The following is a 12823-nucleotide window of genomic DNA, read 5'->3' as shown; positions in this document are numbered from 1 at the left end:
TTAACACCAAAATAGTTACAATGAGAGCATTGGTGATTTCTGGAGGAGGTAGTAAAGGTGCTTTCGCCGGTGGAGTTGCACAGTATTTAATTCAAGATTTAAAAAAGGATTACGGCATGTTCTTAGGGGCTTCCACAGGAAGTTTACTGGTCAATCACCTGGCCCTAGGTAAAATTGAAAAGATTAAAAACATCTACACTTCGGTTACCAATGAGGATATCTTTGACCGCTGTCCATTTCTAATAAAAAATAAATACGGTTCCCAGCATATAAGTATCCATCACCGCAACGTTGTTCGTAATTTTATCAGGGGAAGTAAAACTTTTGGAGAGAGTAATAATCTGAGACGCCTCATTGAACGTACATTTACTAAAGAGGAGTTTAATGAGCTGAGAAAGCTAAAAAAAGATGTGGTGGTAACGGTGAGTAATTTATCCTTAAATCAGGTGGAGTATAAATCGATTCGTGATTTTGATTATGAAGCGTTTTGTGATTGGATTTGGATTTCTGGAAACTACACACCATTTATGAGCCTTGTTAAAGTCGATGGCTGTGAATATGCCGATGGAGGTCTAGGGACGATGGTACCTATTGAAGAGGCCATTCGCAGAGGTGCTACGGAGGTTGATGCTGTAATTTTACATACGGAGATCACACAGTTTAACCGACTTCCTTCACGCAATCCATTTTCACTACTTACTACCATGTTTAGTTTTATGCTCGATCGTATTACCTATCAAAATATAAAGATTGGCAAATTTGTAGCCTCTCATAATAATGCAATTATCAACTTTTATTACACCCCAACAGTGTTGACTACAAACTCTTTAATTTTTGATAAGGATAAAATGAAAAGTTGGTGGCAAAGTGGTTATGATTTTGCGAAAATAAAAAATACGAATACGAGTCAATTGAACGTGGATAAACATTAAAACGCAATAGTATGAGAGCATTGGTAATTTCTGGAGGTGGGAGTAAAGGAGCATTTGCTGGAGGTGTAGCACAGTATCTTATCGAGCAAGAACACCGCGAGTATGATATGTATTTAGGAACCTCAACGGGAAGCCTTTTGATTCCATTACTGGCCAATAACCAGATTGAAAAGGCGTACGATATGTACACCAATGTCACCCAACGAAAAATCTTTAGTAACAACCCATTTGTAGTGCGTAAAAAGGGTGATAAGGAATATGTGGCCATCAATTACATGAATGTGTTCTGGCAGTTGTTAAAACGCAAAAGGACCTTTGGTGAGAGTAAGAACTTGCGAAAACAAATTCACAAGCACTTTTTAGAAAAGGATTTTGATTTGATTAAGTCTACTGGTAAAGATGTTATCGTTACAGTTTCCAATCTTTCTAAAAACAGGGTAGAGTACAAGTCTATTAATGAATTTGAGTATGAGGACTTCTGTGATTGGGTCTGGATGTCCTGTAATTATGTTCCATTTATGTCATTGGCCGAAAAAAATGGCTGTGAATATGCCGATGGGGGACTCGGATGTGTGATTCCAATTCGTGAAGCAATTAAGCGCGGTGCAACTACGGTAGATGCAATTATATTAGAGACTGAAAATATGGAACATAACAAGGTGGTTGGAAAAAATCCATTTTCCTTGATGGTAAACCTATATAGTTTTGTTTTGGATCAATTAGAAACACGAGATGTGATTGAAGGGAAATTGGCCGCTATGAATAAAAATGTCAAATTAAATACTTATTTCACACCGACCAGGCTTACCGAAAATTCCTTGTATTTCAATAAGGATTTAATGCGCCAATGGTGGGCACAAGGTATGACTTATGCCCAAGATCGTGTGAAGGTTGTACAGGACTCAAAACGCGTTGGAATAGCGGGTTAATCCTGTCTACCCTAATAGAAGTCTAACTTCCTTTTTGATGTACCCTAATGCAGTATTTGAAGGTGCTTGTTTATCAATTAAACGACTAAGAATATCCTCGCGTAATTTTTGTGTGTTTTCTGCCTCCTTTGCAGAAGTACGGATGAGTTGAATGGTTGCGTTTTTGGAAGTTTTAATAACATTCCAACATTCCTCAGTTATGTAAATCTGTTGACTGAGATTGTGCTCGAATTCACTTTCTATAGCCGAAATCAATTCCATTTCATAAGCCTCAGTTTGATCCGAATCTGGTTGTATTCTAAGCACTAACTTTGAAGGATTAATACGCTCTAAAAATAGTGCCATCCGTTCGTAGGCCTGTAATTGTAATGGCAGTGCTGATTTTTGAGTTTCCTTGTGCAACAAAAAACGTCTGCGTCCTTCTTCATTTTTGGTGTGCGCTGAGAAAAAATAATAAGCCACACCGCCAGTTACTACTGCTGGTAATAGATAAAATAGTAATTCGATAACATTTGCTTGATTCATGGAATTAAGATTGGGAGATTATTAGTATCGTACTTGTTTGTTCTTAAATTTAGCTAACGCCCCTTTAGTGGTGTATTGTCCACCAAGGTAAGGACAATTTAAGGCAGTTTCAACACCTTCGAAAGGTACAATAACCTTATTATATCCATAAACATTAGCTAGGGGTTGTGTAAGCATTTTATCACCTAAATTGATATCGACATCTTCCATGGTTAATTGAGCCGGATGTTCATATCCACAGGCATGCGTGATTTCGATAAGCTCTTTCTTAAAGTTTTTAAAGTAGTAACTAACACGTTCCGCTTTGTCTTCTATGTTAATTCCTGCTTGTAGCCATTTTTTTTGTGTAGCTACACCGCTTGGACAATTATTCGTGTGACATATTTTAGCTTGGATACAACCGATACTCATCATAGCTTCTCTTGCCACGTTGACTAAATCAGCACCCATAGCAAAGGCCATAGCCGCTTTAGAAGGGAAACCTAATTTGCCACTTCCTATAAAGACGATACGATCCGTTAGTCCTTCATCCTTAAAGATGCGATAAACATCACTGAATGAATAGATCCATGGTAATGATACGTGATCCGCAAAACTTGGTGGTGCAGCGCCCGTACCTCCTTCACCACCATCAATAGTAAGGAAGTCAGGTCCTTTGTTGGTCGACTTCATAATAGCAGCGAGTTCTTTCCACTGATCAAGTTTTCCGATAGCGGCTTTAATTCCAACAGGTAAGCCTGTTCTTTTTGCAATACGCTCTACTAATTCTACCAATTCATCTAGAGTTTGAAAAGCAGTGTGGTAAGCAGGTGAAAGTACGTCTTTACCTATAGGCACATGTCTTATTTCTGCAATTTCTTTGGTGATTTTGGACCCTGGAAGTACACCTCCCTTTCCTGGTTTAGCACCCTGAGAAAGCTTGATTTCGATGGCGCGGATCTGAGGATAATCTTCCACCAATTTCACTAATTTTTCAATATCGAATTCACCCTCATCATTTCGCACGCCAAAATATCCAGTTCCGATATGGAAGACGATATCCGCTCCTTTTTTATGATAGGGAGATAAACCACCTTCTCCTGTATTGTGGTAAGCATGTGAAAGCGAGCATCCCTTGTTCAAGGATTCGATAGCTCTTGCCGATAAGGAACCAAAGCTCATTGCTGAAACATTAATCACCGAAGCAGGTCTATAAGGTCTTTTTCGCTTGTTGTAAGCACCCATTACTTTAGCACAAGGCAAAAAGTATGGATCTAGCATATTTGGATGATCTGGTTTAATGCGATAAGGAATCATTGCATTGTTGATAAAGACATAGTGTGCTTGATGAATGTCTCTATCGGTACCAAAACCTTCATAATTGTTTTGGTTCTTTGCTGAGGCGTAAATCCATCCTCTTTCTATACGGTTAAATGGAAGTTCTTCTCGGTTATTCGCTACGATATACTGCCGTAGTTCAGGCCCTATACTTTCCAACATATACCTTAGGTGTCCCACAATAGGGAAGTTGTGCATAATGGTATGTGTTTTGTTGAAAAAAATATCCCTTATGGCGATTAACACAAGGACTATCAGCACCCAAGCCCACCAAGGAATTGTTCCTAAGAATTCTAATATTGATTCCATAATTGTCAAACTATAGTTAACTTGTTTTATTGTTAGATGACCAATTTAAATTCACTTTAAAAACCATTCGATTTGAGGTGTTTTTTAAACCTTAAATCTCAGCCGAAGACCATTGTTTTCGAATTTAATAGTTTTCCTTTCAAAAAGAAATTTAATCAGTATATTTTTTTTGGGAGGAAGAATAAATTCGGTGCCTTAGCCTTAATTTGAGTTTAAGTATTATTAGTGTCAAACAGCATAAAAAATGAATTATTAGCGTGATAAAATTAGTAATTAATTTGATGGAATTCCAGTAATAGCCATCAATTATTTTCAAAGTTGTAACCACTTGAGATGTAGTAGATTGAATGTGGTTTAAATTTTGGAATGAGGCAAACCAGATTTTGCTGGTTGATAACATTTCAAGAAGCTGTACTATGAAAATTGACTAATTCAAAACTTAGCTGTATTTTTGAATTAACTTTTACCCACTAGCGTCAAATATTAAAATTCAAAGATCGATTGGAAAATTATTTAGCAGAGTTGAACGATGCGCAACGTGCGCCTGTATTGCATAAGGATGGAGCATTAATGGTTATCGCAGGTGCAGGTTCAGGAAAGACAAGAGTGTTGACTTATAGGATTGCATACCTGATGCATAAAGGTGTGGATCCATTTAATATTCTCGCCTTGACCTTTACCAATAAGGCGGCTCGTGAAATGAAATCAAGGATCTCAAGTATCGTAGGGAGTAGTGAAGCTAAGAACCTATGGATGGGAACCTTTCACTCCGTATTTGCTAAAATACTGCGCTTTGAGGCAGACAAACTCGGTTATCCGAACAATTTTACCATATACGACACCCAAGATTCTCAACGGCTCATCAACGCTATTATAAAGGAGATGGGTCTGGATAAAGATGTTTACAAGTACAAACAGGTACAAAGTAGAATTTCTTCTTATAAGAATAGTTTAATCACGGTAAAGGCTTATTTCAATAATCCTGAGCTCATGGAAGCAGATGCCATGGCCAAAAAACCTCGATTAGGTGATATTTACAATGAATATTGTGAGCGCTGTTTTAAGGCAGGTGCAATGGATTTTGATGATTTACTTCTTAAAACCAACGAGTTATTAAACCGATTTCCTGAGGTTTTAATGAAATATCAAGAAAGATTTAAATACATTTTGGTAGATGAGTACCAGGATACCAATCATTCCCAATATTTGATTGTCAAGGCGCTTTCGGATAGATACCAAAATATTTGTGTGGTGGGAGATGATGCGCAAAGTATCTATGCTTTTAGGGGAGCGAATATCAACAACATTCTCAACTTCCAGAAGGATTATGACGATGTGGCTATGTATCGATTGGAACAGAATTATCGATCAACCCGAAATATTGTTCATGCCGCGAATTCTGTAATTGAGAAAAATAAAAGCCGTCTGGAAAAAGTGGTCTGGACAGACAATGAAGACGGTAACCTGATCAAGGTGCATCGCTCACCAACTGATGGAGAGGAGGGACGTTTTATAGCTTCTACCATTTTTGAAACTAAAATGCAGCAACAGATCCACGAAGGAGAATTTGCGGTGCTGTACAGAACGAATTCCCAGTCTCGCGCCATAGAGGACGCCTTAAGACGTAAAGATATTCCATATAGAATTTACGGGGGCTTATCTTTCTATCAACGAAAAGAAATAAAAGACGTATTAGGTTACCTGAGATTGATTCTCAACCCTAAAGATGAAGAAGCGCTAATTCGAGTGATTAACTTTCCTTCTAGGGGAATCGGTCAAACAACGGTCGAAAAACTAACAGTAACAGCAAATCATTACAAGCGTTCAATTTTCGAGGTTATGGAAAATCTTGATAAAATTGATTTAAAAATGAATGCTGGTACCATCAGGCGATTGGAGGATTTTGTCATTATGATCAAAAGTTTTCAGGTGGCGGCTCAGTCTGCGGATGCCTTTGATTTAACGGCGCAGGTTATTAAAAATACAGGCTTATATCAATTGTTCAAAAAGGATGGAACTCCGGAAGGTGTTACTCGGATGGAAAACGTGGAAGAGTTGCTCAATGGTATTCAGGATTTCGTGGATGGCCAAAAAGAGCTAGCTGATGCCACAGGTTCAATTGCAGAATTCATGGAGGATGTCGCTCTAGTGACTGATCTAGATAAAGACACAGGCGATGATGATAGGGTAGCATTAATGACAATACATTTAGCCAAAGGTTTAGAGTTTCCATATGTGTTTATCGTTGGATTGGAGGAAGATTTATTCCCTTCAGCAATGAGTATGAATACAAGAAGCGAATTGGAGGAAGAGCGTCGATTGTTTTATGTGGCTTTAACCCGAGCCGAAAAACAAGCCTACCTAACTTATGCACAAAGTAGGTATCGATGGGGGAAACTTATCGATGCTGAACCCAGCAGGTTTATAGAAGAAATAGATGACGCCTACTTGGAATATCTAACACCACCTTTAGACGGTAGTTATCGCTATAAGCCATTGATGGACACCGATATTTTTGGCGAGGTAGACAAGAGTAAGCTCCGTCTAAGTAAGCCAGTGGCCTCTGCGCCACCTTCGCACCATAAGCCATCAGAGGAGAAGCTTCGCAAACTGCGAAAACTAAAACCGGACCTAGGAGAGCCTTCTGCAGCTTCAAATTTATTTGATGCTGAAATGACTGTGGGTACTTTGGTGTCACATACCCGTTTTGGAAATGGTGAGGTATTAAAACTCGAAGGTGTGGGCAATGACAAGAAGGCCGAAATTAGATTTGATAAAGGTGGAATAAAAAAATTGTTGTTGCGATTCGCCAAACTAGATATTATAGGCTAGGATACAGATCAAACTAATTGCTATTAGTTGTTGTAGGATTTTTTGACGCGATCCAAGTTACGCTTGTTATCGCGATCCTTGATGGTTTCTCTTTTGTCATATAACTTTTTACCCTTGGCAAGTGCAATTTCCATCTTAGCTAATCCTCGATCATTAACAAATAGACGTAAAGGGACAATAGTAAGTCCTGAGACCTTAACTTCTTTATGCCATTTTTTGAGTTCTCTCTTGTTGAGGAGTAATTTGCGCTCGCTCTTTGGACGATGATTAAAGTGAGTGGCATGAGTGTACTCCTCAACAGTCATGTTAATGACAAAAAGCTCTCCCTTTTCATTAAACTCACAGAAGCTTTCTGCAATAGAGGCACGTCCGAGACGGATTGATTTGATTTCCGTTCCAGATAGTACTATTCCAGCTTTGTAAGTATCGAGAATTTCGTACTCAAAGCGGGCTCTTTTGTTCTTTATATTAATATGCTGCTTCATCGTTGGCAAATGTATAAAAGATTTTATGAATCTAAAGATCACGTTCAATGAAATAAATAGAAAAATGGTCAACGAGCTTAAATGTAATATATTTGAATATTGAAACTAAAATAACAAAGGTGAAAAAGTATTTATTCTTCCTATCAGTAGTGATTATAATGGTAAGTTGTTTAACTCCACAAACAGCGGATCAGATTATTGAATCGGCTATTAAACATGCAGGAGGGGAACATTACAATCATAAGAAAATTAGCTTTGAATTTAGAGGAAAAACCTATGTCTCCTGCCGCCAAGATGGAATGTACGCTCTAAAACGGATTACCGAAGACTCCACTGAAACGGTAGATATACTATCGAACGATGGTTTTAAAAGAATAGTCGACGGTCAGATGGTAGTTCTAGCCGATAGCTTGAAAACCAAATATAGTAATAGTGTAAATTCCGTTCACTACTTTGCCTACCTGCCACACGGCTTAACAGGATCTGCAGTCAATAAAGAGCTCTTAGGTGAAGTGAAGATTAAAGATCAAGTCTATTATAAGATCAAGGTGTGGTTTAACGAGCAAGGAGGAGGAGAAGACTTTGAAGACGTCTTTGTGTACTGGATCGGTAAAGAAAACCATCAGGTGGACTACTTGGCTTATGAATTTCATGTCAATGAAGGTGGGATGCGCTTTAGAGAAGCGTATAACCGCCGAGAGATTGGAGGAATCCAATTTGCGGATTACAACAATTACCAGCCTAAAAGCAATTCTGCTTCGTTGCTTGGGTTGGATAGTTTATTCCAACAAAATAATTTAAAACTATTGTCTAAAATAGAATTAGAGAATGTGCAAGTTGAAGCTACATCTGATTGCAAATGGTAATACAGCAGCATTATCCTAATAATATATATTTATTGAGCCGTGACTAGTTCTTAATCATCTTTTAAGCCGTGATCACAAAAAAAAGGCGACTGTTTTTTATGCAAGACAACTTTTATAATGTCATAATCCACATTTGTCGTCTTGCGTTCTGTTTGAATTTCCTTTTTGCATAACCTCAGTTTCTATTAAAAATCTTCATTTCAGTAACTATTCTTTTTAAACTACTTAAAGTCAATTAAATAGGGTTGTTTGAGTGGAGCTCACACGTGCTTTATGTCTAAATCTCATTTTGTTAGGCGTGCATTTCATCGAAAATATCGGGTTTTAAACGATTATTATTTTTTAATTTATATATTTGATATATGAAAAATCGATAGAAATTATTGAATTTCATTATTAAAGTACAATTTTAAGAAGTCCCATTTCTAAATTAACTACTTATGAAAACTATAGCTGCACTTTTGAATGTTTTGTTTCTGTTAGTTGTTACAAATTGTTTCAGTCAGAAATTAAATACCCCGGAATTAGGATTTGAATATGCCTGTGTCTCTAATGGTTATAATAGTTTCCAAGCTACTTTTTCTTTTGATGAGAAATCATTTGAGGCGGATAATGTATTCTATGTAGAACTATCTGATCAAAATGGTGGGTTTAACAATCCTGCAATACTTCAAACTGTAAAGGATCAGAACTATGCTTTTGAATTTAAAAGTAGTTTTGCACTTCCTGAGTCAGTTAGTGGTGAGGGGTATCAAATAAGATTACGAAGTACCTCTCCTGTACTTGTGAGTGAGGCTTCTGCAATGTTTGATGCGTATGTCATCAGCGGTAAAGAGCTGATACTTAACAACTATAGCGACGTCAATCTTTGTGGTGCTGGGACCGCCACAATAGAATTGAATGTTGATGTTGCTGATGAGTATGTTTGGTATAAAAACGGTGAATTATATAAACTAACCCAGGAAAATAGCCTTGCAATTTCAGAGCCGGGTGAATACTATGTAGAACCTTATTATGGTAATTGTACAGGAAGTAATTATTCCAATTTGGTTATTGCTAAGGAAGTGGAAGAGTTTGCTGTATCTGTTTCCGCCAGCAAAGATGCTGAAGACTGTAGTGCAACAACCTTAACCTTGACTGCTTCAGTTGATAACGAGAACTATAGCTACTCGTGGTTTAAGAATGATACCAAAATAGAAGGTTTAACTGGGTATTTCCCATCAATTGAATTGGATTATAATTCAGAGAACATAGGCGCCTATTATGTAGAAGTGGAAAACCAAGGAGGATGTACTGCCGTTTCTGACATTTATAGCTTCCAACAGAATAAAGGAACTGTAGTAGAGGTGACCTCACCTCTTAATGCGGTGATTATAGGAGATCACCGGGCTACATTATCTATAAAAACAGATTCTAGTGCCAGTGAAATCACTTGGTATAAAGATGGTCAACTATTAAAGGAAGGCTACAATAGCAACACTTTAATGGTGGCGGATCAAGGTGATTATTACGCAATGGTAAGTGGTGCCAGCCAATGTGATGGCACTACCAAATCTCAAACATTTAAAATTTACGAACCTGTATCCTATAAAGTGCAAATAAGCACTACTAAGGATTTTACACCTTGCGTAAGCACTCAGGCAAGTTTGTCCTTGAGTTCTGTTCAAGGTATATTGAGTAATGGAGATATGATCACTATAGCTCAAGAATTTTACAATAATTTTCAAATGCAGTGGAACTATGATCAAGAGATTGTCGGCCAAAGCACGGAACTAAATATTGATTATACCAAAAGTGGCACCTATGACCTTGAGTTAAGCTACCAAGGGAAGGTTTATGAGTCCAATAGCATTGCGATGACAATGGGATTACCTAACATGGAATTAGTCGTTGAAAAAGAATTGTCATGTGCCACAGCTAAAGGCATATTGCGAGTGGATTCTCCTATAGAAGGCGCTGTGTATAATTGGTATAACGATGGTTCGCTGATTGCAACCAATGATGTGAATAGCTTATCTGTGGCAAAGGATGGTGTTTATAAGGTGGAGGTTAGTTATGCTGGTTGTAGTCTGACTACTGCTTCAGTGACCCTTAAGCGTGAAGCTTCAGAATTGGTTGCTGTATACCCGGGTGAGACTGTCACTATTGGTCCAAATGGTGTAGTACAAGCCAATGCAACGGGTGGAAATTCATACCAATGGATCAATGAGCACGGAGAGGTTTTAAGTGAGGTGTCTACCTTGAACATCATTCAGCCAGGTGTGTACACCCTTATAGCAACAGCAGGATCTTGTATTGTTGAAAAAACATTGACTGTGGACGCTAATATGGTTGAAAATATTCCAAATGTTGTGAGTCCAAACAATGATACCGTCAATGATAAATGGACCTTACCACAAAAATTTATCAACGACCCTGAAACAGAAGTAGTTATTTGTGATGCCTATGGGGCAACGGTTTTAAAAACAACATCTTACGATAATAATTGGCCGAGTTCTACTACTCAATTTACTTCCCAAACACCAGTTTACTACTACTTTATTAACAAGAATGGGAAGAATGTGAAAAAAGGTTCCATCACTTTAGTAAATTAATTTGATTATATTAGCAGCAATGATTACTGTGGCCGTTTATTGTTGTCAAAGGGCGGACATGGCAGAATGTATTAAAATACGCAAGGGTTAATTAAAGCTTTGCGTATTTTGAACTTAAACCCAAATGAGTTCAGTTTATGAAAAGATACCTACTAAATGTGGCCATGCTACTGGTGTGCTATACTGCTATTTCTCAAATCGAAAATAAAAGTACCATTGTTGACTGGAGACAGCACAACTTGACCCAATACAATAAATTTCTTGTCAATCCTACCTATAGTGCTGTTCGAAATAAACAAAGAGCTGTGAGCTTTTGGAGTAGAATTCAGTGGACGGGAGTGGATAATTCACCTCAAACCTATATGCTGAGTTATGCTGGTAAGGTTGGTGAAAATTCAGGAGCAGGATTGGGATTGTATCAACAGAGTCTAGGGCTCTTGGTTGATTCTGGGCTTTTGGTTAATTACGCATATAACGTGCAACTAGCAGAAGAGATTTCCTTTGCCTTTGGGGTGAATACAACATTATTTAGGAGAGGTTTGGATAAAAACACGGCCAATGCAGTTGATCCTGATCCTGCAGTTTTAGACAATAAGGATGACTTTCTACTGGTGTTTATGCCTGGCTTAAATTTGTCGATAAAGAATTTCGATATTGGGTTCTATGCCGAAAACCTATTTGACTATAACTTCAACGATTCTAATACACTTACCGATTTCTCCAAAAAAATATTTTCTGGACAGTTAGGGTATACCAAGGAGCTAGAATATGCCAACGGTATGTTCTTAGATGCCAGATGGCGTACAATGGTTTACGGTAAATCCTTGCCCAACGAAGATTTTCAGTACGGGTTAAACACCATGATTGATTTGCCTTATACGGGCTGGATGCAGATCGGCTACAATAATGCCTTTGGAATCTCCGGAGGTATAGGCGTAAAGGTAGGCGAGGGTATAAGTATCGGGATTGTCTATGAAAATGGCACTTCAAAAACTAATAAAGCCTTTGGAAGTACTTATGAAGCTATTGCTACCATAGAGTTGGGCGCTCGCGAAAGACGTAAAAATATCATTGATATAGACGGTAAGGCCACAGTGTCTAGAAATGTTGACCAGGCTAATTTTGTGACCTCCAACGATATTAGCCGAAGCAGATTAGATAGTACTGATGAACCAGATGAGCAGCAAGTTGCTGCAGCCCCGCATGAAGAAGAGGTGGATCAAACTGATAAATATGCAGTTTACGCATCTGAAAGTGAAACTAAAGATTCAGCAGGGGTACAAACTGTTCCTGCAGAGGATTCGAATGCTGATGTGGATGTCGCTGAAGATCAAACCAATTCCTACGCTCAATATGGCGGGGATGATGCTCTGGAGTCTAAACCCAATCAGGGGGTAGAAAAACAAAACCCTGATCTTAAGGTAGGGGATATGCAATTGGCCATTGTAGAAAATGCAACGACTAGAGACAATTCAAACTCCGATGAAGCAGGTGATGATAAACCTCAAGAGATCAGCGCAGAAGAAATGGCTGAAATTGAGGCTGCATATCAAGAATTCTTGGAAAAGAGCGATGCGATTGCCTCTGGTTATTCACCTAGGGTGATCGATAGCACAGCGGTAACCGCAGAGATTTTTGGAACGGAGAGTAGCTATAAGACTTTAAAGGCGGTTCACGGAGTAGAGAAAGGCTTTTACCTAGTACTTAATGTCTTTTCTGTGAAACATTACTTTGAAGAATTTATGGAGATTCTCAAGGTGCGAGGTTTTGAGCCTAAGTTCTTTATTAACCCAGAAAATGACTATTACTATGTATACTTGTATAAAGCTGATCGTTACATCATCATTAAAAACTTACAACGCAATAATATAAATAACACCTACTTTGAGGATAAATGGGTCTTGTGGGTTAAGTAACCCAGGATCCTGTGGTCTGTTCCATGCTTGCCATGGATATAGTGTCATTTTTTTAGTGTGGATATTGTATACCACCACCCAAAATCAATTGATAAACGGATGGTGGTTATACAATAAG

General features: G+C 38.2%; 9 protein-coding genes. 6 read left to right on the top strand and 3 right to left on the bottom strand.

Annotated features, from left to right (window positions below; translation table 11 throughout):
- Window positions 1-20 precede the first annotated feature (20 nt).
- Window positions 21-932: a patatin-like phospholipase family protein gene (locus ACN0TV_RS03630; RefSeq protein ID WP_417360218.1), complete on the top strand. Its 912-nt coding sequence runs from the start codon at window positions 21-23 to the stop codon at window positions 930-932.
- A gap of 11 nt (window positions 933-943) precedes the next feature.
- Entirely contained in the window at window positions 944-1861 is a 918-nt protein-coding gene (locus tag ACN0TV_RS03625) for a patatin-like phospholipase family protein (RefSeq protein ID WP_417360216.1), read from the top strand.
- A gap of 6 nt (window positions 1862-1867) precedes the next feature.
- Here ACN0TV_RS03625 and ACN0TV_RS03620 read toward each other — a convergent pair whose 3' ends face one another.
- Both ACN0TV_RS03620 and ACN0TV_RS03615 read right to left on the bottom strand, forming a co-directional pair.
- Window positions 1868-2386: a hypothetical protein gene (locus tag ACN0TV_RS03620; protein ID WP_417360214.1), complete on the bottom strand. Its 519-nt coding sequence runs from the start codon at window positions 2384-2386 to the stop codon at window positions 1868-1870.
- A gap of 21 nt (window positions 2387-2407) precedes the next feature.
- A complete protein-coding gene (locus ACN0TV_RS03615; protein WP_417360212.1) occupies window positions 2408-4012 on the bottom strand; it encodes an FMN-binding glutamate synthase family protein in 1605 nt (534 codons plus the stop codon).
- 501 nt (window positions 4013-4513) lie between these two features.
- Between ACN0TV_RS03615 and ACN0TV_RS03610 the strand changes: the two genes are divergently transcribed.
- Window positions 4514-6844, top strand: coding sequence for an ATP-dependent helicase (locus tag ACN0TV_RS03610; RefSeq protein ID WP_417360210.1), 2331 nt, complete (start codon window positions 4514-4516; stop codon window positions 6842-6844).
- A 23-nt stretch (window positions 6845-6867) separates the two neighbouring features.
- Here ACN0TV_RS03610 and smpB read toward each other — a convergent pair whose 3' ends face one another.
- Window positions 6868-7329 (bottom strand): SsrA-binding protein SmpB, encoded by a 462-nt coding sequence (smpB, locus tag ACN0TV_RS03605; RefSeq protein WP_417360208.1) that lies wholly within the window; start codon window positions 7327-7329, stop codon window positions 6868-6870.
- A 119-nt stretch (window positions 7330-7448) separates the two neighbouring features.
- Between smpB and ACN0TV_RS03600 the strand changes: the two genes are divergently transcribed.
- The 3 genes from ACN0TV_RS03600 (at window position 7449) to ACN0TV_RS03590 (ending at window position 12705) form a co-directional block, all read left to right on the top strand.
- Window positions 7449-8195: a DUF6503 family protein gene (locus ACN0TV_RS03600; RefSeq protein WP_417360205.1), complete on the top strand. Its 747-nt coding sequence runs from the start codon at window positions 7449-7451 to the stop codon at window positions 8193-8195.
- Window positions 8196-8635: 440 nt separating this feature from the next.
- Window positions 8636-10789: a gliding motility-associated C-terminal domain-containing protein gene (locus ACN0TV_RS03595; RefSeq protein WP_417360203.1), complete on the top strand. Its 2154-nt coding sequence runs from the start codon at window positions 8636-8638 to the stop codon at window positions 10787-10789.
- Window positions 10790-10926: 137 nt separating this feature from the next.
- Window positions 10927-12705 carry a PorP/SprF family type IX secretion system membrane protein gene (locus tag ACN0TV_RS03590; RefSeq protein WP_417360201.1) on the top strand — a complete coding sequence of 593 codons (1779 nt, stop codon included), beginning with the start codon at window positions 10927-10929 and terminating at the stop codon, window positions 12703-12705.
- Window positions 12706-12823: the final 118 nt, after the last annotated feature.

This window comes from Galbibacter sp. (assembly GCF_048266365.1).
Classification (GTDB): domain Bacteria; phylum Bacteroidota; class Bacteroidia; order Flavobacteriales; family Flavobacteriaceae; genus Galbibacter.
This window is presented reverse-complemented; position numbering and strand designations above follow the sequence as displayed.